Origin of the sequence: Actimicrobium sp. GrIS 1.19 (genome assembly GCF_035984655.1) — a bacterium.
Lineage (GTDB): Bacteria > Pseudomonadota > Gammaproteobacteria > Burkholderiales > Burkholderiaceae_D > Actimicrobium.
This window is the reverse complement of sequence record NZ_JAXCHT010000005.1, coordinates 66747-89627: the sequence shown is the minus strand read 5'-3', so window position 1 is coordinate 89627 and position 22881 is coordinate 66747. Positions and strand designations below refer to the sequence as shown.

Genomic DNA, 22881 nt, shown 5'->3' with positions numbered 1-22881 from the left:
CGGCGCGGTACCTGCTGGATTAATTGTACTGTGTTTGGGCAAAAAAACAGGTCGAAAACCGATTATTTAGCCTTCTTTACGGTGAAACATCACATTGCGCCGGAAACCTTCGGCTGATCGTGATAAATCATTAATGGCTTGGCACCATTCGTGATCGTATTCTCATCAATCACGACTTTTGCAACGTTTTGCTGGTTGGGTAATTCATACATAACGTCCAGCAATGCGTGTTCCAGGATCGAACGGAGGCCACGGGCGCCGGTTTTGCGCTGCAGTGCCTTGCGCGCGATGGCGTGCAACGCTGCAGGCCGGACTTCGAGCTCTGCGCCTTCCATTTGCAGCAGTCGCGAGTACTGCTTGATCAGCGCGTTCTTCGGTTCGAGGAGAATCTGGATCATGGCCTCCTCGGTCAATTCACTCAGCGTGGCAACCACCGGCAAGCGTCCGACCAACTCCGGAATCAGGCCAAACTTGATCAGGTCTTCCGGCTCCGCTTCGAGCAGCATTTCGCTGGCGGTGCGCTCGCTCTGACTCTTGACGCTGGCGGAAAAGCCGATCCCGCTTTTTTCGGAACGATTGCTGATGATCTTGGCCAGGCCGTCAAATGCACCACCGCAGATGAACATGATGTTGGTGGTGTCAATCTGTACGAAATCCTGATTCGGGTGCTTGCGTCCGCCCTGCGGCGGCACTGATGCCATCGTGCCTTCGATCAGTTTCAGCAACGCCTGTTGCACACCTTCGCCTGACACATCGCGGGTGATCGACGGGTTGTCGGACTTGCGCGAAATCTTGTCGATTTCATCGATGTAGACAATGCCCTTCTGGGCTTTCTCGACTTCGTAATTGCAGTTCTGCAGCAATTTCTGGATGATGTTCTCGACGTCCTCACCGACATAGCCGGCTTCCGTCAACGTCGTTGCGTCGGCAATCACAAACGGCACGTTCAACATCCGCGCCAGTGTTTGGGCCAGCAGCGTTTTGCCGGAACCGGTTGGGCCGACCAGCAAAATGTTGCTCTTGGCCAGTTCGACATCGTCCTTCTTGCCCAGATGCTTCAGACGCTTGTAGTGGTTGTAGACGGCGACGGAGAGAATGCGCTTGGCGGTATCCTGGCCAATCACGTACTGCCCCAGCAGTTCACAGATCTCTTGTGGCGTCGGCAAATCCGACTTCGGTCCGGTGACGGACTCAACGGTGGAAGCCTCGTCGCGAATGATGTCATTGCACAAGTCGATACACTCGTCGCAAATGAACACGGACGGGCCTGCAATCAGCTTTTTGACTTCGTGCTGGCTCTTGCCGCAGAACGAGCAATACAAAAGTTTTTCGCTGGTAGAAGATTTTTTATCGGACATGGAAGGATGGTCTTGGTGAGGGTTTCTTTGATCTTACGCGTGAATTCAAAATTCGTCACGGCACCGCGCAACAAACAGGTTTTACGTTGACGCATTCGTCGTCCGAAAACAAAACGCCCGAACGAGTTACCGTCGGGCGTACGCTGCGCCGAAACCGTTGTCGGCTGGAATTACTCGCGAGTACTTAACACTTTATCAATCATTCCGTAGGTCTGCGCCTCATCGGCCGACATGAAATTATCGCGTTCGGTATCCCGGCGGATTTCCTCGATCGTGCGACCGGTCTTTTCGGCGAGAATGCCGTTGAGACGTTCGCGCAAATAGAGAATTTCCTTGGCCTGGATTTCGATGTCAGTCGCCTGACCCTGCGCGCCACCGGATGGCTGATGAATCATGATGCGCGAGTTAGGCAACGAAAACCGTTTCCCTTTTGCGCCAGCGGCCAACAGGAACGCACCCATCGACGCCGCCAACCCGGTACACAGGGTCGAGACTTCCGGCTTGATGAACTGCATCGTGTCGAATATCGCCATACCGGCCGACACCGAACCGCCCGGCGAGTTGATGTAGAGAGAAATATCCTTGTCCGGATTCTCGCTCTCCAGGAACAGCAGCTGCGCGACGATCAGGTTGGCCGCATGGTCATTGACCGGACCGACCAGAAAGATAACCCGTTCCTTGAGCAGTCGCGAGTAAATGTCATAGGCACGCTCACCACGGCCGCTTTGTTCGATCACCATCGGCACCATGCCGAGCATCTGCGTATCGAGGGCGGAATTTTGTATCATGTTTGCCATCTGCTTTCCTTCGAAGAGCGCACCGCTTACGCTTGTGCGTTGTTGCCCATCAATTCATCAAACGCCACGGATTTCTCGGTGACCTTCGATTTTCCCAAGACGTAATTGACGACGTTTTCTTCCAATACAAGGGCTTCGACTTCGGCCAGACGGTTGCGGTCGCTGAAATAATATTTCAGGACTTGCTGTGGGTCTTCGTAGCTTTGTGCAAAGTCTTCAACCTGCGCCTTGACCTGCTCCGCCGTTGCCTGCAAATTGTTGGCCTTGACGACTTCGGCCAGGATCAGTCCGAGGCGAACGCGACGCTCGGCCTGCGCGGTGAACAGCTCCGGTGGAAACGGCATGCTCTTGACATCCATACCACGCTGCACCATGTCTTGACGGGTCATGTCGGCCAGGCGCTCGACGTCCTGCTCGACCAGTGTCTTCGGCACATCCAGTTCCGCCACCTTGATCAGCGCATCCATCACGCTATCCTTGGTCTTGGCCTTGGTGCGGCCGCCGACTTCGCGCTCAAGATTGGTCTTGATATCCGCGCGCATTTTGGCGATGTCGCCATCCTGAACGCCCAGCGTCTTTGCAAACTCGTCATCGACTTCAGGCAGATGCGCCCATTCGAGTTTTTTCAGCGTGATCGTGAATTCTGCAGTTTTACCGGCGACATCCTTGCCGTGATAGTCGGCCGGAAAGGCCAGTGGGAAGACTTTCGATTCGCCGACTTTCAGGCCGGTGATGGCAGCCTCGAACTCGGGGAGCATGCGCCCTTCGCCGAGTACAAATGCGTAATCGTCGGCCTTGCCACCCTGGAATTCGACGCCATCGATGGTGCCGGTGAAATCAACGGTGACGCGATTGTCTGCTTCGGCAGCCAGGTTCGCTCCGCCATCGCCATGGGCATCGTGCTGGCCCTTGACGTGGTAATGCACACGTTGCTTGCGCAGGATTGCGATCGTCTTGTCGATTTCGGCTTCGGTGACTTCAGTGACGGTCTTCTCGATCTCGGCCGTGGCCAGATCACCGATCTTGACTTCCGGGTAGATTTCGAACGTCGCATCGAACATCGCAACGCCTTCGACTGCGCCGGCAGCTTTTGGCTCGATGCGCGGATAACCGGCAACGCGCAGATTGTTTTCGTTGGCGGCATCGGCGAAAGCCTGACCGACTTTGTCATTGAGCACTTCGGTTTCGACTTGATAGCCGTATTGTGCGGCGACCATTTTCATCGGCACTTTACCAGGACGGAAGCCAGGGGCTTTCGCAGTCTTGGCGCGCGCTTTCAGGCGTTTTTCGACTTCTGCCTGGACATCTGCCAAAGGGACCGTGATCGTGATGCGGCGCTCAAGTTTTTCGAGGGTTTCGACAGCAGTTGCCATGTGAATCGTCCAAAGTGTATTAAGAATTCTGTGGTGCGAGGAGGGGGACTCGAACCCCCACACCATTGCTGGCGTCAGGACCTAAACCTGGTGCGTCTACCAATTTCGCCATCCTCGCGGGAAAGTGCGCCTGCCAAAAGCAAAGGGCGACCCTGAAGTGAAATCTCGGTCGCCCTGCACTGCCTTTGTCAGAGGCTGTTCAACTTCTGTCGGCGATTTTACTGGATTTTTTAACAGCCCGCGTGACTTTTGACTCTGCGGGCCGCCTTTTCGGGGTTCACCCCGGCCATCTCAGCTGGCAACCGGCTTCTTGACACGGAACCATGCCGCATACAAGGCCGGCAGGAACAACAGCGTCAGGGCGGTGGCGACGATCAGGCCGCCCATGATGGCGACCGCCATCGGCCCCCAGAACACCGAGCGCGACAGGGGGATCATCGCCAGCACCGCCGCTGCGGCGGTGAGAATGATCGGCCGGCAGCGCCGCACGGCTGACTCGACGATGGCATCCCACGGCGCGGCGCCCGCGGCAATGTCCTGCTCGATCTGGTCGATCAGGATCACCGAGTTACGGATGATCATGCCGAACAGCGCGATCACGCCGAGTTGCGCGACGAAGCCAAACGGACGATGCAGCAGCAGCAGCGCCATGGCGGCGCCGGCCACGCCCAGCGGCCCGGTCAGAAACACCAGCAGCGAACGCGAGAAACTGTGCAGCTGCAGCATCAGCAGCGTGAAGATGATGAAGATCACCAGCGGAACATTGGCGGCAATCGATTCCTGCGCCTTGCCGCTGTCGGCGGCGGCGCCGGCCAGTTCAATCTTGTAGCCGGCTGGCAGGCGGCTGCGCAGCGCGGCCAGTTTCGGATTGATCTGGCTGGACACGGTAGGACCCTGGATGCCGTCGGCGACATCGGATTGCACGGTGACCGCCCATTCCCGGCCTTCGCGCCAGATCACGCCGGGCTCCCAGACGAAACGCGCCTTGGCCAGTTGCGACAGCGGCACCGTCTTGCCATTGGCGGTCGGGATGTTGGCCTGGTCCAGCGCCGAGATCGTCGAACGTTCTTCAACCGGCTGGCGGATCACGATGTCGATAAGTCGGTTGCCGTCACGGTACTGGCCGATGGTGCTGCCGGTCAGAATGGTATTGGCGGCGCGCATCACGGCTTGCGAGGTCACGCCCACGGCGCGCAATTTTTCCTGATCGAGATCGAGCCGCAATACCTTGACCGACTCATTCCAGTTGTCATTGACACCCAGCGTGTTCGGGTTGGCGCGCATGACTTCCTTGACCTGATCGGCGATTGCACGCACCTTGGTCACTTCGGTGCCGGTAACGCGGAACTGCACCGGATACGGCACCGGCGGGCCATTCGGCAACAGCTTGACGCGGCCGCGCACCTCCGGAAAATCAACCTTGAAGATCGCGGCGATCTTCAGCCGCAATGTCTCGCGCGCCTTCAGATCCTTGGCCAGCACCACCACCTGCGAGACGTTGGTCTGCGGGAAAATCTGGTCCAGCGGCAGGTAGAAGCGCGGACTGCCGGTACCGACATAGCTGGTCACGCTTTCGACCCCATCCTGTTTCTGGATGAACGCTTCGAACTTCTTGGCCTGCGCCTCGGTCGCCTTGAAGGACGAGCCCTCCGGCAGCCACAATTCGACCATCAACTCCGGCCGGCTCGAATCCGGAAAGAATTGCTGCTCGATGAACTTGAAGCCAAACACACCCAGCCCGAAGGCTGCCAGCGTCAGCAGGATCGTGGTCTTGCGCCATTCGACACACCAGTTCACGGTCTTGCGGAAGCGGTTGTACATGGGCGTATTGAACAACTCGTGATGCCCATCGGCCCCCGCCGCCGGCTTGACCTTCAACAGCACGTAACCGATATAGGGCGTGAAGACCACGGCCACCACCCAGGAAATCAGCAGCGCCAGTGCATTCACGGAGAACATCGAAAAGGTGTACTCGCCAGCGGCCGACTTGGCCAGGCCGATCGGCAGGAAGCCGGCCGCGGTAATCAAGGTGCCGGTCAGCATCGGCATCGCCGTCGAGGTGTAGGCGAAGGTGGCAGCATCGAAGCGGTTGAAGCCCTCCTCCATCTTGCGCACCATCATTTCGACCGCGATGATGGCATCGTCGACCAGCAGCCCCAGCGCGATGATCAATGCGCCGAGCGAAATCTTGTGCAGGTCGATATCCAGAATCCGCATGAACAGAAAGGTAATCGCCAGCACCAGCGGAATCGTCAGGCCAACCACCAGACCGGGACGGATATCCAGCCGAAACGGTTTGGTGTGCAAACCCAGCGCGAGAAAGCTCACTGCCAGCACGATCAATACCGCTTCCATCAGCGTGTGCAGGAATTCCCCGACCGACGAGGTGACCGCGCGCGGCTGGTCAGCGACCCGCGACAGTTCGACACCGACCGGCAGTTTCGCCTTGATGGCGGCCACCGTCGTTTCCAGGCTCTTGCCCAGCTCGATGATATTGCCGCCCTTCTCCATCGAGATCCCGAGGCCGATCACTTCCTTGCCGTTGTAGCGCATCTTGTCCTGCGGTGGATCGCGGTATTCGCGCCGTACCGTGGCGAAGTCGCTGAGCTTGAAGCTGACGTTGTTGGCGCGCAGCTCCAGGTTCTCCAGGTCTTTTACCGTCATCAGTGCGCCGCTGACGCGCACCTGCAGGTTGTCGGTTGGGGTGATCAGCACGCCGGTGCCTTCCACCGAATTCTGTGCACTTAACTGCGCGATGATGCTGTCGAACGAGACGCCCAGCTGGGCGAATTTCTTTTGCGAGAACTCGATCGTGATGCGCTCGTCCTGCAAGCCAAACAGTTCGACCTTGGCCACGTGCTTGACCAGCAACAGCTGCTGCCGCACGAAGTCGGCGTAATCCTTGATCTCGGCGTAGGTAAAGCCGTCGCCGGAGAGCGCGATGATGGAGCCGTAGGTGTCGCCGAATTCGTCATTGAAGTACGGCCCGTTGACGCCCGGTGGCAGCGTGGCGCGAATGTCGCCGATCTTCTTGCGCACCTGATACCACGACGCGGGGGTGTCCTTGGGCGGCGTCGACTCGCGCAATTGCAGGATGATCAGCGTTTCGCCCGGCTTGGAGTAGCTGCGGATCTTGTCGATGTACGGCGTTTCCTGCAGCTTCTTTTCCAGCTTGTCGGTGACCTGCTCGGCCATTTGCAATGCTGTGGCGCCAGGCCAGGTGGCCCGTACCACCATCGCGCGAAAGGTGAACGGCGGATCTTCGTCCTGTCCCAGGTTGGTGTAACTGAGCAGGCCACCGATCACCAGCACCGCCATCAGATAGCGGGTCAGCGGAATGTGTTCAAGGGCCCAGCGTGAGAGATTGAAACCGCCCTTCATTTCGGCGTCCCGGATTCTGAGCTGCGCAGCGCCGCGTCGCGGACCGCCAGGTCGTCATCAAGGATCGTCACTTTCTGACCGTTCTTGAGCAGGTTGACGCCGGCGATGACGATGGTCTGCCCGGCTGTCACGCCACCGGCCAGCAGGATGTCATTGCCGGACGGCCCCGCCACCTGCACCGGCGCCAGCTTGACGGCGCCGTTTTCAATCACCCAGACCGCGGTCGCATTCTGCTGCCGTACCAGCGCACTCAGCGGGACCTTGATCATGGCCTTCGGAATTTTCGCGCGAAACGCGACATAGGCGGTCATGCCGAGCTTGACGTCGGTGGCCTCTGGCGGCAGCGTGATCTTGGCCGTATAGGTGCGCGACGCCGGATCGGCGATGGGTGACAACTCGCGCAATTTCCCGCTCAACTCCTTGCCTGGATCGGCCCACACATGCACCCGGATATCGCTCACCTGACGCACCATGGCAAGCTGGTCTTCCGGAATCCCGATCACGACTTCCTTCTCGCCACTCTGCGCCACTTTTACCACCGGCGCGCCTGCCGCGACGACCTGCCCGACCTCGGCATCGACACTCGTGACCACGCCCTCGACGTCGGACACCAGCGTGGTGTAGCCGGTTTGATTGGATTGGTTCTGCGAAGCGGCAACCGCCTGGTCGAGGCTGGCCTGCGCTGCCTGAAACGCCGTTTGCTTGGCATCGAGCACGGCCTGGCTGACGAAGTTCTTGGCGCGCAGATCCTGATAGCGCTGCAATTCCGCCTTGGCCAGATCACGATTGCTCAGCGCCGCCTTCTGCGCCGCATTGGCCTGCAACTGTGCCAGGCGCAAGTCCTGCGGATCAAGCTGCATCAGCACCTGTCCGCGCTTGACCAGATTGCCCACGTCGACCTTGCGTGCGACGATCTTGCCGCCAACCCGGAATCCCAGCCGCGACTCGATGCGAGGCCGCACGTCGCCGGAGAACTCGGCCACCGTGTCGGCATTACCGGCGGCCAGTTTGAGCGCCCGCACCGGGCGGATGTCTTCGGCTTTCTCGACGGGCTTCGAACAGGCGCCCAGCAGCGTGACGACGAACACGGCAAGCAGCGCCGATCTGGTCGGTGTGGACAAGGGAGAATGGGAATTTAGGCGGGCAGGCACGGTGATTTCCTTTACTATGCGGGCAGAAAAAAGGCAAAACGTCAGGCTGATCGCACCTGCTGCCCTGTCGGATCCGGATTCATTTCAGTTGTTACTGACTCTACGGTTATTAATTATAAAAGCATGTCCGGGTTTTTCATATGACTATTTAGTCAGCAATTTTTGGAACACGCTTGCATGGCCACTGACCACTACGAGAACTTCCCCGTCGCTTCGCTGTTGCTGCCGGCCCATCTGCGCCCGGCCGTCGATGCCATTTACGCCTTCGCGCGCAGCGCCGACGACCTGGCCGACGAGGGCGATGCCAGCCCCGGGCAGCGCCTCGCCGCACTGGCCGCCTACGATGCCGAACTCGACCGTATCGCCGCCGGCACCGCGTCGGTCCATCCCATGTTCATCAAGCTCGGCCATATAATCAGCAGCTGGCCGCTGCCACTGACCCCGTTTCGCGAACTGCTGTCGGCGTTCCAGCAGGACGTCGTCACCACCCACTATCCCGATTTTCCGACCCTGCTGGATTATTGCCGCCGCTCGGCCAATCCGGTCGGTGCACTGATGCTGCAGCTGTACCGGGCCGACTCCAGACCCGCGCGCCAGCAATCCGACGCGATCTGCTCAGCCCTGCAGCTGATCAATTTCTGGCAGGACGTGGCAATCGACTGGGAAAAATCGCGCATCTATCTGCCGCAGGACGACATGGCGCGCTTTGGCGTGACGCAAGAACATCTGGAGGCGCAACGCGTCGATCCCGCATGGCGGGCGCTGATGGCGTTTGAAGTCGCGCGCGCGCGCGCCCTGTTGCGCAGCGGTGCGCCGCTGGCATTGCAACTGCCCGGCCGGATCGGCTGGGAACTGCGCCTGGTGGTGCAAGGCGGATTGCGCATTCTCGAATTGATCGAGGCGGCCGATTTCGATGTATTCCGGCGCCGCCCCCAGCTCCGCCGGCGCGACTGGATGCTGTTGGCCTGGCGCGCAGTGCGCATGCAAGCGGAACCGGTGACTACATAGTGTTTGTCGGCACTGGCGCACTCGGCTAGCATAGCGGCTTCGCATTCGACACCGGCGCGCGCCGGGCCCTTCAATGTCTCCAGACGAGTACTGCCAGCAAAAGGCTGCCCAAAGCGGCTCCAGTTTTTATTACAGCTTTCTGTTCCTGCCGCCGGAACGACGTCGCGCGATCACCGCGCTGTACGCGTTCTGCCGCGAAGTCGATGACACCGTCGACGAATGCACCGACGTCGCCGTGGCGCGCACCAAGCTGATCTGGTGGCGCAAGGAAATCGGCGCCATGCAAGCCGGTGCGCCAACCCATCCGGTGACGCTGGCGTTGCAGCCGAACATGGCGGTGTACGGACTCGACCCGCAACATCTGCAGGCCATCATCGACGGCATGGAAATGGATCTGGACCAAACCCGCTATCTCGACTACATCGGGCTGCAGCGCTATTGCTGGCATGTCGCCGGGGTGGTCGGCATCCTGTCGGCCAGCATCTTCGGCTACACCGACAAGCAAACCCTGGTGTACGCAGAAAAGCTCGGGCTGGCGTTTCAGCTCACCAACATCATTCGCGACGTCGGTGAAGATGCCCGCATCGGCCGCATTTATCTGCCGGTCAACGAGCTGCAACAGTTTGGCGTGACCGCCGCCGACCTGCTCAATGCGCGTCACAGCGAACCGTTCGAAAACCTGATGCGCTTCCAGGTGCAGCGCGCGCAAACTGCCTACGACGAGGCCTTCGCATTGCTGCCGCCAGCCGATCGGCGCGCCCAGCGACCCGGACTGATGATGGCGGCAATCTACCGTGCGCTGCTGACGGAAATCGAGCGCGACGGCTTTCACGTGCTCAACCAGCGTATCTCGCTCACGCCCATCCGCAAGCTCTGGCTGGCGTGGCGTACTTACATTCGGAGCTGACCGATGACGGCGCACACGGCGGTGATCGGCGCTGGCTGGGCCGGCTGCGCGGCGGCCGTTGAGCTGGCGCAAGCCGGCCAGCGCGTGACGTTGTTCGAGGCCGGCCGCACCCTTGGCGGCCGGGCCCGCCAGGTCGAACTCAATGGCCGCATGCTCGACAACGGGCAGCACATCCTGCTCGGCGCCTACCGCGAATCGTTGCGCCTGATGCGGCTGGTCGGGATTGATCCCGATACCGCATTGCTGCGCCTGCCATTGCAAATGCGCTACCCGCCGTCCAGCGGACTGGATTTCGTTGCGCCGCGTTTGCCAGCACCGCTGCATGTGCTGGTCGCGCTGTGGCGTGCCAGCGGCATGCAGCGCGCTGACAAACTGGCCTTGATGCGTTTCTCGTCGGCCGCGCGCTGGATGGGCTGGCAGCTCGACACCGATTGCAGCGTGTCGGAACTGCTGCTGCGTTTTGACCAGACTACCCGACTGATCCAGCTGATGTGGCGTCCGCTCTGCATCGCCGCACTCAACACGGCGCCGGAGCAGGCCTCCGCGCAGGTATTTCTGAATGTGCTCAAGGACAGTCTTGGCGCGCGGCGCGCCGCTTCCGACATGCTGTTGCCACGCCAGGATTTGAGCGCCCTGTTCCCGCAACAGGCGGCGCGGTTTCTGGCGCAGCGCGGGGCCAGCGTCCACTGCGGCGTGCGGGTCCGTTCAATTGCGCCCGTGGCGCAGGGGTGGCAACTCGATTGCGTGGGCGAACCACGGCCGGAGGCGCGCTTCGACCATCTGATCCTCGCCACCGATCCGGATAATGCCGCGACACTGCTGGCGCCGCATGCCGACGTCACCGCACTGACCGGGCTCGCGCACGAACCCATCACGACCTGCTACCTGCAATACGCGCCGGACTGTCGGCTCGCGCTGCCGTTCCATGCGCTGATCGATGACCCGTCCACTGCGCAGTGGGGACAATTCGTGTTTGACCGCGGCCAGCTCAATGACCAGCAACAGGGTCTGCTGGCAGTGGTGGTCAGCGCCTCGACGGCAGCCGTCGAGGCCGGTCATCCGGCACTGATTGCCGCCATCACGCAACAACTCGCCAATGTGTTTGCACGACCGGAACTGACCACGCCATCGTGGAGCAAAGTCATCACCGAGAAGCGTGCCACCTTTCGCTGCTCGCCCGGCCTGTTGCGCCCGACCAGCTCGACCACCGCACCGAACCTGTTCCTGGCCGGTGATTACACCGCAGGTCCCTATCCGGCCACACTCGAATCGGCGGTGCGAAGCGGGATCGAGGCTGCCCGCCTGGTGCGCGCACTGCGCTGACAAGGAATCGCACCTCCTGTTGTAAGCCAGCCCCTGTGCCCTTGCGCACCGGTGCGCATTTTCTTCCCGTGTTTCAATTTCGTTTGTTGGTTATCAAGGAAGCGGGCGGCGCCGCGCATACAATTTTTCAACGTATTGCACTGGCCCCAACAAGCATGACCGAGATCATCGATGCCCGTTTTTCCACGAACCCAATTCCCGTCCACCGGACGCCGCCGTCACGTCGCGTCCCCGCCGCAAAGACCGCAGCCGGCATCGATGCCGCTGCGCCTGTCACCGCTGCTGCTGGGCATCGCATTCATCGCATCGGCCGGCGGCGTAGCGGCAGAGCCGCCCGCCGCCCGAACGACAACGGTGCAGATGGTTGCGGCCCGGGACGGCGCCGACGAGGCCGCCTTCATGCTGCTCAAGCCACCGGAGTTGTCCCGCTCCGAAAGTGGCGACAAGGTTCTCGACCGCATCGAACAGCTGCCGCCGCGTCAGCTTGGCCTGTCCGATCTGCTGCCCGATGTCCAGCGTCGGCCATGGGTTGCGATGATGGCGGCGTTGTTGTTCATGATCGTGATCGTGATGATGATCTACGCTGCCCGCCATGTCCTTTTCACGCTCAACCGCCTGTTCGGCAAACAGCGCCATCCGTATATCGACATCGAATGCGCCAGCTGGCCGATGATTACTGTCCTCATCGCCGCACACAATGAAGAAAAAGTCATTGCAGGATGCATCGAGGCCCTGCTCGACACCAACTATCCTGCGCATCGACTGAAGATCGTGCCCGTGAATGACCGCTCCACCGACCGCACCCGCGACATCATCGATGCCTGCGTGGCGCGCTTCCCGGGCCGCATCATGCCGTTTCACCGGGTCACCGGCAAAGGTGGCAAGTCGGCCGCACTCAAGGACGCCCTGGCCTTTGTGGAGGGCGATATCGTCATCGTCTTCGACGCCGACTATGTGCCCGGGCGCGGCCTGCTCAAGCAGCTGGTCGCACCGTTTTTTGATCCCGAGGTCGGCGCCGTGATGGGACGCGTGGTGCCCATGAATGCGGGCGCCAATCTGCTCACCCGCCTGCTCGACCTGGAGCGCGCGGGCGGCTATCAGGTCGATCAGCAGGCGCGCATGAACCTGCGATTGATGCCGCAATATGGCGGCACTGTCGGCGGCGTGCGGCGTTCGGCGATCACCGCCGTGGGCGGATGGCATGACGACATCCTCGCCGAGGACACCGACATGACCTACCGCTTGATGATCAACGGCTGGAAAACCGTCTACACCAACCGCGCCGAATGCTATGAGGAAGTGCCCGAAGACTGGTCCATTCGCATCAGGCAGGTGATGCGCTGGTCGAAGGGGCACAACCAGGTTCTCGTGCGCTACTGGTTCCAGTTCCTGACCAGCCCGTTTCTGACCCTGCGCGAACGCATCGACGGCATGTTGCTGCTGCTGGTGTTTGTCATTCCGTTGCTGCTGCTGGCAGGCTGGTTCATCGTCGTCGCGCTGTACTTTGCCAACGCCGGCGCACTGCTCAATCGCCTGATTCCGGCGTGTGCGCTGATGGCGTTCAGCACCATGGGAAACTTTGCCGCCTTCTTCGAAATCGTGATGGCGGTTCTGCTGGACGGCAACCGCAACCGGTTGCGTCTGCTGCCGTTGAACCTGCTGTGCTTCTTCATCAGCCTGTTCGCGATTTCCCGCGCCTGCGGCAATCTGTTCTTCGACTGGTTGCTCAAGCGCGAGATGGTGTGGGATAAAACGGTGCGCTACCGGCAGCCGCCGCTGGCCTGATGATGACAACGCTACTGATGCTGCTCTTTTGTGTCCTCTGCATGGCAATGCTGACGCTGCCATTCGTTCCCACGCTACGCGAATGGCGCACGCCCAGCGATTGTTCGCCGTTGCCGATTTCACGCCAGCATGCCAACGAGATCGACTACTTTGCCCGCCAGTTTCGCCGCGATGCCATTGCCGAGATCGGCACGAAGGATGGCGCGATAGGCAACTTCGATTACCTTTTCGATGCGCCGGACAAGGTGAACTGGCCTGCAATGACGCGCCCCCTGATCGCGTTGCGCGGACTGCATGCGACCAACCCGATCCGGTGCCGGCAGCCGATCTTCGTCACGACCGATCTGACGGCACCGCGGGAGAGCAGTCTTGCTGCAGTGCTTGCCTGTGGCGAACTCCGGCTCGGAGCGTCGAGTGAAATCCTCGACTGGGGCCATGCAGACGGCGCGATCGAGCTCGGACCGTCCTGTGTGGCGCTGCGTCGATTGTCATCCCGCACAGCGATCGATCTGGCCGCGCAATGCTGCTTCGAACGGCTTCAGGCCCCGGTCATCCGGTTCGGCCTGGCCGACCCGGCCGTCGCGCCACCACCGCCACTGGCTGGTGCACGATCCGAATTGCGCACCCTGCCGGGCGCGATCCGCCGCAGCGACGATCTGCACCTGATACGGGGCGACTGCAGCTTGCCGCCCGGCCACCTGTACAAAGGCTCGCTGGTCGTGCTCGGTCATCTGATCGTCGGCAATCACACCACGCTCATCGGCGACATCAAGGTCAGGCAAGGCGCCATCATCGGCGCCGGCGCGCGCATCATTGGCTCGCTCATCTGCGACGACCGTATTTACATTCTCGATCATGCGAGCATCGCCGGCCCGGTGGTGTCGGAAACCGACATCGTCATTGGCTCAGGCGCCGTGATCGGCGCACGCGATGCTCCCACCACGATCAGTGCCGACAACCTCATCGCCGGGTGCGGGGCCGTCAGTCACGGTGCCGTTTGGGCCAGAAGTGTGGGCGTCGTCTGGGCGCCATGAAACGCCTGATCAAATTGCTCGCGGCAGCCTGGCTGATCCTGAACGCCACGACCGGAACAGCCACCCCGACGCTGGCCCTGAAAGGCTTCGTCGAGCAATCCGGCGCCATCACGATTCTCGAAACCGGAAACGTCATCGACCCCTACTTCACGCTGCAGACCCTGTTGCTGGCGCACGAACATGGCATGGACATCAGCGCTTACGCAGAAAAGTGGGGCGATTGGCTCATTGCCCGGCAGCGACCGGACGGCTGTTTCGATCGCTTCTGCCGTACCGGACCGGTCTGGCTCGGTTGCCGATCGGCGGATGCCGATGACGCATTGCTGGCCATCTGGCTCAAGTTCATCGACGCGATGCCATCGCGTCTGCGTGACAAGCCGTCCTGGCGCAAGAGCCGCGATGCTGCTGCAGCGACACTGGCCCGGCTGCACGATCCGACGCGCGGCATCTATCTGGTGTCGCCGGTGTTCCAGCACGGCCTGTTCATGGACAACCTTGAAATCTGGTCCTTCAAATCGTCCCGCCCGGGCCTGGCCCAGAGTCTGGAGGCGCGCGATTTTGCACGCGCAATTCGTGCGACGTTCTGGGATCCGAAGTCGCAGCGGTTCCTGGTGTCGACGCAACCGGAACAAAAGAACATGCCCGCTGCGTTCTACCCCGATCAGGTTGCGCAGATCTTTCCATTGCTGTTCGACTTTGCGCTGCCGCCCGACGCCGACCGGAATTACTACCGCAACTGGATGCGATCCCACCGCCGCGCCTGGCTGCGGCAGGTCCGGGCCGACTATGCGTGGGGTCTGCTGGCGCTATTGGCATGGAAGCAGCACGACAGCATGTCGGCGCAATGCTGGATGCGAGAAACCCTGCCTTACCAGCAGACCGGGCACTGGACCGTGACCGATGAAGTCGTCACGCAGATCCTGCGCAGCAAGGGAATGGCGCCGGCGCCGGCGTCAACCATCTGCAATTAGCGTGTGCGCGGCCGGCTTCGGGCGCGCCCGCGCCAGGCCCGCGCCGGCATCGAGAAAATCCGCTCTCCAGCGCGACGCTGACGCGCAACGTCTCGGTCTGAAGCACCAATGAATACAACGCATCACTGAACAAGGGCAAGCGCGCCTGATTATTATCAAAGGCATCAGAAATTGCGGATGCTATAAAAATACCAACACGTCAACGCGGCGCTTTTCACCAGACTGTTCCGACATCACCGCACGGGACCGCTGCCATATTTTCGCTGCCCAATTTGATCAACCATGATTGACCATTGTTATGCAAAAGCTCACCTTCCTCACCTGCATCGGAACCCGGCCGGAGATCATCAAGATGGCCCCAGTGCACAAGGCGCTGCAGTCGCTCGGACACCGTGCTCTCGTCATTCACACGGGCCAGCATGAAGCCATCGCGCACGAGCTGTACCGCTTCTTCGACATGCCACCCGATATCGTTATCGACTTGCAGCGCAAATCCTCGTCGCTGGCGCACCTCACTGCGGCGCTGAGCGACGGGCTTGAAGCCGCGATGCAAAACCTGCAGCCGGATATCATCCTGGTGCAGGGCGACACCACCTCGGCATTTATCGGTGCGTTGATTGGCTACTATCACAATGTACCTGTCGCCCATGTCGAAGCCGGCCTGCGCACGCATCAGCGCGACCCCTTTCCGGAAGAAAAAAATCGCGAGCTGATCGGCCGTCTCGCGCGCTGGCACTTTCCACCAACCGAACAGGCGAGCAGCAACCTGTTGGCCGAACGCATTCCGGCCGAGCGCATCTTTGAAGTCGGCAATACGGTCATCGACGCGGCGCTCTGGACCCGCGAACGACTGCAGCGTCGGACAAGCGAATCCAGGCAAGCCATTCCCGCCGCTGCACGTGCCTTCCTTGGCGACTACCCGCATCACCAGCTCATCCTGGTCACCGCGCACCGCCGCGAGAACTGGGGCGAACCGATTCGGCAGATTGCCCGCGCCGTCGGTACGCTGTTGTCAGAGCACCCCGACACCATTGCGCTGTGGCCCGTGCATCCGAACCCGGATGTGCGACAGGACGTTGAAGACGCGTTCAGGCAAATGCCGCAACCGGTGCGAGATCGCATCTGCCTGACGGCGCCGCTGGAATATCCGGCATTGATCGAGGTGCTGGCGCGCTGCCACTTCACGCTGACCGATTCCGGCGGCATCCAGGAAGAGGCCTCCGCCTTTGCCAAACCGGTGCTGATCGCCCGCAACAGCACCGAACGTCAGGAACTGGTCGACGCTGGCGGTGCGCGACTGGTCGGTACCGACGCCGAACAGATCCTGCTGCATGCGGGTCGGCTGCTCAACGATGAAATCAGTTATCGCAACATGCAGGTTGAGCACAGCCCCTTCGGCGATGGAAAATCAGCGCAACGCATCGCCGCCATTCTTTCCTCCACCGCGTGCGGAGTTCTCGTTGATGCCTGAACGCCGCCTGCCTGCAACGCTCCTGCCGCACCACGCGCTTTCCCGGCCGCTGCCTGCGATCCTGATCTGCTTCTGCGCGGCAGCCGCACAAGCCGAGTCCGGCGATACGGCGCCGCCAGATACGCTGGTGCGGCAACCGGTGCGCAGCCTCGACGTCAGCACCGGCACCCAGCATCTGAGCGGCGGCTTTGCATCATGGCGACATCTGACCGTGCGCGGTGTTGCCGAGACCGGCCCACATGTGTTGCAGGGCGAGTTGTCGGCCAAAAGGGAGTTTGATACCGACGGCAATTTTTTCGGCCTGACCGATACCTGGAACATCAATGACGACTGGTTCACCACCAATTCGATTGGCGCTGGTGACGGCGCGTTCTATTTGCCGCGGTACCGCTATGACGGCTTCCTCTACCGCAAATGGCTGCCGCAAAAAAATCTGGTGAGTGCGTTCGGGCTTGGCTTCTACAATGCCCCGGACGGGCATATCGACCGCAGCATCAGCGTTGGCGGGGCCTGGTATTTTGCGCAGCCCGTGGTGCTTGAGGTCGGCTTGCGCTTCAACCGCAGCAGTCCCGGAGAAGTCAACACGCACCAGCAGTTCGTCGCGCTGAGCTACAACCCCGATCCCGCCAATGCACTGGCGGCACGGGTCGCCTGGGGCAGCGAAGGCTATCAGGCGCTGACCGAAAACACGACGCTGGTCAACTTCGACAGCAAGGAAGCCAGCCTCACGTGGCGCTATCGACTCAGTCCTCGCTGGGGATTGAGCGCAGGGCTGAATCACTACCGCAATCCGACCTACGAGCGTACTGGCGTTGATATCGGGCTTACGCACCAGTTTGATTGACGCCATGCCACTGCACACTCCCACTCAGCCACTGCGTCTGCAGGAACGTGACGCGGCCTTCGCCACTGCCGCCCTGGCGATCGAGGATGCCAAAGCGCGCCATGCCAGTGCGCGTCAACATCGCGCCATCTGCCGCCTTCGCATCGGGCCGGCATTGTGGCTGCAGGTCATCCTGTTGCCGCTTATTTTCTGCGGATTGCTCATCCTTGCCGAACCCGCACTGACCAATTTCTGGCGCAACTGCATTGCGTTCTGGTTCGCGCGCCTGGACCTGCCGCTGCAGGCGACCAATCCTGCCGCGTCGATCAGCACCTTGCATTTTGACTGGCGCAACGATGTCGTCGAAGCCGCCATTCCCGGATTTTCGGCGCGACTGACGTCAATGACCCTCACCTTGCTGGTGTTCGCAACGACCTTCGGGATGCAGGGCCGGATGGTCCCGCTGCAGTACCTGCTGCGCATCCTGTGCGGGGTGCAGGCAATTGCGCTGCTGTTTTTCTGGTACGCCCCGGCGCAGTTCCCGTACACCGTATCCGATCATCTGCAGGACGTGCTCACCATGGGTCACATTCTGATTCTGGCCATTCCGCTGATGCTCGCGGTCGGCTACTACCTGTTGCATCTGAGCCTGACGGTCAAGGTCACGCACACGCTCGGCATCCTTGGATACTTCATCGTGATGATTCCCCACAAGGCGGTGCTGCATACGCTGATCCTGTACAAAACGTCGGTGCTGTACATGCCGTTGCTGTACGTATGTTTTGGTGCCGTATTTGACGTCTTGCTATTCGTCGCGCTGTATTCATGGCTGATCAGCATGCTGCCGCAACAGGATACGCAATGACGGCGCCGTGCCACAGCGGCGACGACCGATGGCAGCAGGTCACCACCGTCGGCGCAGCCAACGCCTTTCGTGGCCCGCCAGCGGCGCTATCCCTCCTCCACCGCTTCCAGCCACCATCCGATTGATCAACAGGACGAACCCGTCATGCGTCGCTTCCGTCTATCCAGACAGGCATGGTTGCTTGTCATTCTCGCCATCGCCGTCATCGGCACCGTGCTGCTGGCGCTGCCGTCCCGTGTCGATCAACGGCATGCGCTGGCGCTGCTGGTGGCCGATGGCACCGACCCGGAGCTCACCCTGATCTGGCAGCAGGCGGCACTGGAGGAAGGCGTCAAGCTCGACGTCGTCACGGCCAGCCAGTTCCTGCGCGCCAGCCAGAGTGAGCAACGCAGCTACGCCGGCATCGTGGCGCCCGACACCATCCACCGCAGTGCCTCAACCTATCTGACTGATGCACTGCGTGAGTATGTCAGTCACGGAGGCCGGTTGATGCTGGTGTTCGATGCACTGACATGGGATTTGAACGGCGCCTATCTCCCGAAAGGTGCTCGACTGGCTGACACGGCGGGGGTTAACTACGCCATGTATGCGCGCTTCGGCAAGAATGTCATGCGCGCCGGGCCGGTCATCGGCAGCACCGATTCGATGCGGCGCATCGGCATTCCGCCCGGTCGCAGCGAGCAGCAGCCGGCGGTGCAGTTCGGCACGCGGCAGTTTGATCGATGGATGACGACCTATCGCTACCAGGACCTCAAGTACCCGCAGTTTCAGACCGGCGACGTCGCCACCGACACCGATGTCCTGCTGATCACGCCGGAGCGCCAGGTGGTGGCGGCACAGCGTCACTTCGGGCAAGGTCGCACGCTGTTCGTGAACCTGCCACTGGGACAGCTCAAGAACAGCACCGACGGCTTGCTGCTGCACGCCTTTCTGCGTTTCTTCTCCGACGAGTTTGTCGGCCTTCCGCGGCTGCTGGCCGCGCCCGATGGCATTGGCGGATTGATCCTGAACATTCACGTCGACAATGGCGCTGCCATCAAGAGCCTCGATACACTGGAAAAAATGGGGGTGTTTGCGCAGGGGCCGTATTCGATCCACTTTACCGCCGGGCCGGACGTGAACCGCTTCGGCGACGGCTTCGGGATGGATGTCGACCACAACCCGGCCACGCGGCAATGGATCAGGAAGCTGCAGGCCAGTGGTCACGCAATAGGCAATCACGGTGGCTGGATTCATAACTACTTCGGCACGCACATCAATGAAACCAACCGCGCCGCCAATGAACAATTTCTGGCGCTGAACAATGACGCGATGCGCGCCGCGACCGGCACGCCGATCACCGAGTACTCGGCGCCGATCGGCAACCATCCGCTGTGGGTGACCGAATGGATTGCACGTCACGGCATGATTACCTACTACACGACTTCCAACCTCGGCATTGGTCCAACCCGCATGTTCCGCAACAACACCAGAATCGACGGCGACACCTGGTCCATCCCGGTGACGCCGTTCGGGCGCATTGCCTCGTTCGAAGAAGCCATGTTCGCCAACCAGCCGGCCGCGCCAATGACGCAGTGGCTCATTGACCTGTCCCATTTCGTCGCCACCAACCAGACCATCCGGCAAATCTATTGCCATCCGATTGGCGTGCCCTACTATGCCGAATCGATGCGCGCGTTACTGGACACGACCCGTGCGCTGCAAGCGCAACACCAGTTCGTCTGGCGCACGATGACCGAGGTGGCGCGATTCATGTCGCGCCGTGAGGCGGTGCAATGGCAAGTCGATGGCAAGCTAGGACAAATCGGCATCAGGGCCAACGACGCGACAACACTGGACCACATGAGCTGGATCATTCCGGCCAACCAGTGCGGCAGCCCCACCATCACCCAGGGCAATGGTGCGATCCAAAGAGTGCAATCCGGCTGGCAAGTCAGCGCCGGTAACGTGCGCCAGTTCGAGGTGCGTTGCGCCGAACGCCAGTTGACCGCCGCGCGCCAATAGGTCCGGCGCAGCCTGCCGGCCAGGCAGGCCGCGGTATTACACGGCGGCGTCGCGGATCTTTTCGAGCGCTTCGTCGATCCGCTCGACGGCGATCACGTTCAATCCTTCGATCTTGCCTTTCGGTGCATTCGCTTTCGGAATCATTGCCACCGAAAAGCCCAGTTTGGCGGCTTCACGCAAGCGTTCCTGTCCGCGCGGGGCGGGACGTATCTCGCCGGCCAGTCCGACCTCGCCAAACACCACCAACCCGCGCGGCAGCGGCTTGTTGCGCAACGACGACTGGATCGCCAGCATTACGGCCAGATCCGCCGCCGGTTCGGTGATCTTGACGCCGCCGACGGCATTGATGAAGACATCCTGATCGAAGGCGGCGACGCCGGCATGCCGGTGCAACACGGCCAGCAACATCGCCAGCCGGTTCTGATCGAGTCCGACCGACAGCCGCCGCGCATTCGGACCGTGCGAGCTGTCCACCAGTGCCTGTATCTCCACCAGCAAGGGCCGCGTGCCTTCCTGCGTGACCATCACGCAGGAACCCGGCACCTGGTTATCGTGCTGCGACAGGAACAGCGCCGACGGATTCGACACGCCCTTGAGCCCCTTTTCGGTCATCGCAAACACGCCCAGTTCATTCACCGCGCCAAAGCGGTTCTTGACGGCCCGCACCAGGCGAAAACTGGAATGCGTATCGCCCTCGAAATACAGCACCGTATCGACAATGTGTTCCAGCACGCGCGGTCCGGCCAGCGCGCCTTCCTTGGTCACGTGGCCAACCATGATGATGGTCACGCCGCTCTGCTTCGCGGTGCGGGTCAGTTGCGCAGCGCATTCCCGCACCTGGGCGACCGAGCCCGGCGCCGAACTCAGCGCATCCGAGTAGACGGTTTGAATCGAATCGATGACCGCCACGTCGGGCCGGTGCTCGGCCAGGGTGGCGAGAATTTTTTCCAGCTGGATTTCTGCCTGAAATTGCAGATCCCTGGCCTCGACCACCAGGCGCTTGGCGCGCAACGCAATCTGGGCCCCCGATTCCTCGCCGCTGACATACAGCACCTTGCGCGTGCGCGACATGCTGCCCAGCGCCTGCAGCAGCAGTGTCGATTTGCCGATCCCCGGGTCACCGCCAATCAGCACCACGCCGCCCGGCACCAGGCCGCCGCCCAGCACCCGGTCGAATTCCTCGATGCCGGTGCCAAAGCGCGGCACATCGATCGCCTCGATATCGGCCAGCGACAGCACCGGTGCCGCCTGCGCCAGTCCGACATGCTGCTGCGGCTGCGACAGGCGGTTCAGCCCGGGCGTCTCGATGACGGTCTCGACCAGCGTGTTCCATTGTTGACAGGAGGGGCACTGGCCGGTCCATTTATTACTGATGCCGCCGCATTCGCTGCAGGTGTAGTTGGTTTTTGCTTTTGCCATGGAGTTCGTCTGATTACCGTTCGGTGACGCGCACGCGTGGCGCGATCGCGCACATCAATTCATAGCCGATGGTGCCGGCGGCACGGGCCACCTCGTCGATCGGCAGGTCGTCGCCCCACAGCGTGACGCAGCTGCCGACATGCGCCGTCGGCACCGGCGTCAGGTCAACCGTGAGCATGTCCATCGAGATATTGCCGATCACCCGCGTGCGCATCCCCTGGACCAGGATCGGCGTGCCGGTGGGCGCATGGCGCGGATAGCCGTCGGCGTAACCGCAGGCGACCACGCCCACGCTCATGGGCACCGGCGCGACGAAGCGGCTGCCATAGCCGACCGCCTCGCCGGCGTGAATCTGCTGGATGCCGATCAATTCGCTCTGCAGGGTCATGGCCGGGCGCAAGTCAAAGTCGGCCGCCGGCGCCGTGCCGGGACTGCCACCGTACAACATGACGCCGGGCCGTACCTGATGACTGGTCAACCCGGCATGCAACAGCGTGGCACCGGAGTTGGACACGCTCACCGGCGCATCGAGACCGGCGCTGCCAAGCTGAAACCGGCGCAACTGCTCGGCCAGCGGCAGGGCCGGATTGTCGGCGTCGTCGGCGTTGGCAAAATGGGTCATCAGCGTGATCGATGCCACCGCCGGGTTGTCCCGCAAGCGACCAAAGGCGCCAGCGAATGCCGCAGGCGTGAAGCCCAGCCGGTTCATGCCGCTGTTCATCTTCAGGTGGATGTTGACGGGCTTGGGGAAGCGTGTCTGTTCCAGCAACGCGATTTGTTCGGCGCAATGAATCGCGATATCAAATTGGTACTGCGCCGCAATCGCGAAATCCACCGCATCGAAACATCCTTCCAGCAGCAGGATCGGCTTGCGCCAGCCCAGATCGCGCAAACGGACCGCCGCATCGGGCTCGATCAACGCCAGGCCGTCGGCCTCGGCGAACCCGCGCAGCGCGCGCTCCAGTCCGTGTCCATAGGCGTTGGCCTTGACCACTGCCCACACCCGGGCCTGCGGTGTCTTGCGTTTCGCGACAGTTAAGTTGTGCTGCAGTGCGGCAATATCGATGATGGCGACGAGTGGTCTGGGCATAGGTTGGCGGCTGATCAAAAACGTTCGGCGGGGCGGGTGCAAGCTGTGCGCCATTTTACCGGAGCTACCCGCGCAGCAGCTGTGCCATATTCAGAGTTTCGCGAACCTTTCATGGTATAAA

Annotated in this window: 17 protein-coding genes and 1 tRNA gene; 10 read left to right on the top strand and 8 right to left on the bottom strand. The window is 61.4% G+C overall.

The features are described from left to right. Nucleotides 1-89: 89 nt before the first annotated feature. The 6 genes from clpX to RCH09_RS05895 all read right to left on the bottom strand — a co-directional run bounded on the left by clpX (nt 90) and on the right by RCH09_RS05895 (nt 8030). Entirely contained in the window at nt 90-1358 is a 1269-nt protein-coding gene (gene clpX / locus RCH09_RS05920) for an ATP-dependent Clp protease ATP-binding subunit ClpX (RefSeq protein WP_326940128.1), read from the bottom strand. Between the two features lie 170 nt (nt 1359-1528). Beyond that, nucleotides 1529-2155 (bottom strand): ATP-dependent Clp endopeptidase proteolytic subunit ClpP, encoded by a 627-nt coding sequence (clpP, locus tag RCH09_RS05915; protein WP_326940127.1) that lies wholly within the window; start codon nt 2153-2155, stop codon nt 1529-1531. Nucleotides 2156-2181: 26 nt separating this feature from the next. After that, nucleotides 2182-3528, bottom strand: a complete 1347-nt coding sequence (gene tig / locus RCH09_RS05910) for a trigger factor (protein ID WP_326940126.1) — start codon at nt 3526-3528, stop codon at nt 2182-2184. 31 nt (nt 3529-3559) lie between these two features. Next, nucleotides 3560-3646, bottom strand: a tRNA-Leu gene (locus RCH09_RS05905). A 173-nt stretch (nt 3647-3819) separates the two neighbouring features. Then, complete coding sequence (locus RCH09_RS05900; RefSeq protein WP_326940125.1) at nt 3820-6909, bottom strand: efflux RND transporter permease subunit; 3090 nt, start codon at nt 6907-6909, stop codon at nt 3820-3822. Beyond that, nucleotides 6906-8030: an efflux RND transporter periplasmic adaptor subunit gene (locus tag RCH09_RS05895; RefSeq protein ID WP_326940124.1), complete on the bottom strand. Its 1125-nt coding sequence runs from the start codon at nt 8028-8030 to the stop codon at nt 6906-6908. The genes RCH09_RS05900 and RCH09_RS05895 overlap by 4 nt, the downstream gene beginning before the upstream one ends. Nucleotides 8031-8237: 207 nt before the next feature. Here RCH09_RS05895 and hpnC point away from each other — a divergent pair, with 207 nt between their 5' ends. The 10 genes from hpnC to RCH09_RS05845 all read left to right on the top strand — a co-directional run bounded on the left by hpnC (nt 8238) and on the right by RCH09_RS05845 (nt 20251). Beyond that, the gene (gene hpnC, locus RCH09_RS05890) at nt 8238-9068 is read left to right on the top strand and encodes a squalene synthase HpnC (RefSeq protein ID WP_326940123.1); all 831 of its coding nucleotides are present in this window, start codon (nt 8238-8240) and stop codon (nt 9066-9068) included. Nucleotides 9069-9141: 73 nt separating this feature from the next. Next, nucleotides 9142-9975: a presqualene diphosphate synthase HpnD gene (gene hpnD / locus RCH09_RS05885; RefSeq protein ID WP_326940122.1), complete on the top strand. Its 834-nt coding sequence runs from the start codon at nt 9142-9144 to the stop codon at nt 9973-9975. A gap of 3 nt (nt 9976-9978) precedes the next feature. After that, nucleotides 9979-11298, top strand: coding sequence for a hydroxysqualene dehydroxylase HpnE (gene hpnE / locus RCH09_RS05880; RefSeq protein WP_326940121.1), 1320 nt, complete (start codon nt 9979-9981; stop codon nt 11296-11298). A gap of 258 nt (nt 11299-11556) precedes the next feature. Next, nucleotides 11557-13083: a glycosyltransferase family 2 protein gene (locus RCH09_RS05875; protein ID WP_326940120.1), complete on the top strand. Its 1527-nt coding sequence runs from the start codon at nt 11557-11559 to the stop codon at nt 13081-13083. A gap of 41 nt (nt 13084-13124) precedes the next feature. Further along, nucleotides 13125-14117: a polymer-forming cytoskeletal protein gene (locus tag RCH09_RS05870; protein ID WP_326940119.1), complete on the top strand. Its 993-nt coding sequence runs from the start codon at nt 13125-13127 to the stop codon at nt 14115-14117. Beyond that, the gene (locus RCH09_RS05865; RefSeq protein ID WP_326940118.1) at nt 14114-15088 is read left to right on the top strand and encodes a hypothetical protein; all 975 of its coding nucleotides are present in this window, start codon (nt 14114-14116) and stop codon (nt 15086-15088) included. Before RCH09_RS05870 ends, RCH09_RS05865 begins: the two co-directional genes overlap by 4 nt. A gap of 298 nt (nt 15089-15386) precedes the next feature. Beyond that, complete coding sequence (gene wecB, locus RCH09_RS05860; RefSeq protein ID WP_326940117.1) at nt 15387-16559, top strand: non-hydrolyzing UDP-N-acetylglucosamine 2-epimerase; 1173 nt, start codon at nt 15387-15389, stop codon at nt 16557-16559. Further along, the gene (locus RCH09_RS05855; RefSeq protein ID WP_326940116.1) at nt 16552-17403 is read left to right on the top strand and encodes a YaiO family outer membrane beta-barrel protein; all 852 of its coding nucleotides are present in this window, start codon (nt 16552-16554) and stop codon (nt 17401-17403) included. The genes wecB and RCH09_RS05855 overlap by 8 nt, the downstream gene beginning before the upstream one ends. 4 nt (nt 17404-17407) lie before the next feature. Continuing rightward, on the top strand, nt 17408-18247 hold the full coding sequence (locus tag RCH09_RS05850) for a hypothetical protein (RefSeq protein WP_326940115.1): 840 nt from the start codon (nt 17408-17410) through the stop codon (nt 18245-18247). Between the two features lie 144 nt (nt 18248-18391). Then, complete coding sequence (locus tag RCH09_RS05845) at nt 18392-20251, top strand: polysaccharide deacetylase family protein (protein ID WP_326940114.1); 1860 nt, start codon at nt 18392-18394, stop codon at nt 20249-20251. Nucleotides 20252-20287: 36 nt separating this feature from the next. Here the strand turns inward: RCH09_RS05845 and radA are convergent, their stop codons facing one another. Both radA and alr read right to left on the bottom strand, forming a co-directional pair. Further along, a complete protein-coding gene (radA, locus tag RCH09_RS05840; RefSeq protein WP_326940113.1) occupies nt 20288-21670 on the bottom strand; it encodes a DNA repair protein RadA in 1383 nt (460 codons plus the stop codon). A gap of 13 nt (nt 21671-21683) precedes the next feature. Next, a complete protein-coding gene (gene alr / locus RCH09_RS05835; RefSeq protein WP_326940112.1) occupies nt 21684-22760 on the bottom strand; it encodes an alanine racemase in 1077 nt (358 codons plus the stop codon). Nucleotides 22761-22881 lie beyond the last annotated feature (121 nt).

Bases quoted from the DNA above. Each gene is read 5' to 3' on its own strand.
- RCH09_RS05900 (WP_326940125.1), bottom strand. From the start codon at position 6,909: ATGAAGGGCGGTTTCAATCTCTCACGCTGGGCCCTTGAACACATTCCG.
- wecB (WP_326940117.1), top strand. From the start codon at position 15,387: ATGCAAAAGCTCACCTTCCTCACCTGCATCGGAACCCGGCCGGAGATC.
- hpnD (WP_326940122.1), top strand. From the start codon at position 9,142: ATGTCTCCAGACGAGTACTGCCAGCAAAAGGCTGCCCAAAGCGGCTCC.
- hpnE (WP_326940121.1), top strand. From the start codon at position 9,979: ATGACGGCGCACACGGCGGTGATCGGCGCTGGCTGGGCCGGCTGCGCG.
- RCH09_RS05855 (WP_326940116.1), top strand. From the start codon at position 16,552: ATGCCTGAACGCCGCCTGCCTGCAACGCTCCTGCCGCACCACGCGCTT.
- hpnC (WP_326940123.1), top strand. From the start codon at position 8,238: ATGGCCACTGACCACTACGAGAACTTCCCCGTCGCTTCGCTGTTGCTG.
- RCH09_RS05850 (WP_326940115.1), top strand. From the start codon at position 17,408: ATGCCACTGCACACTCCCACTCAGCCACTGCGTCTGCAGGAACGTGAC.
- RCH09_RS05845 (WP_326940114.1), top strand. From the start codon at position 18,392: ATGCGTCGCTTCCGTCTATCCAGACAGGCATGGTTGCTTGTCATTCTC.
- tig (WP_326940126.1), bottom strand. From the start codon at position 3,528: ATGGCAACTGCTGTCGAAACCCTCGAAAAACTTGAGCGCCGCATCACG.
- clpX (WP_326940128.1), bottom strand. From the start codon at position 1,358: ATGTCCGATAAAAAATCTTCTACCAGCGAAAAACTTTTGTATTGCTCG.
- radA (WP_326940113.1), bottom strand. From the start codon at position 21,670: ATGGCAAAAGCAAAAACCAACTACACCTGCAGCGAATGCGGCGGCATC.
- alr (WP_326940112.1), bottom strand. From the start codon at position 22,760: ATGCCCAGACCACTCGTCGCCATCATCGATATTGCCGCACTGCAGCAC.
- clpP (WP_326940127.1), bottom strand. From the start codon at position 2,155: ATGGCAAACATGATACAAAATTCCGCCCTCGATACGCAGATGCTCGGC.
- RCH09_RS05865 (WP_326940118.1), top strand. From the start codon at position 14,114: ATGAAACGCCTGATCAAATTGCTCGCGGCAGCCTGGCTGATCCTGAAC.
- RCH09_RS05870 (WP_326940119.1), top strand. From the start codon at position 13,125: ATGGCAATGCTGACGCTGCCATTCGTTCCCACGCTACGCGAATGGCGC.
- RCH09_RS05875 (WP_326940120.1), top strand. From the start codon at position 11,557: ATGCCGCTGCGCCTGTCACCGCTGCTGCTGGGCATCGCATTCATCGCA.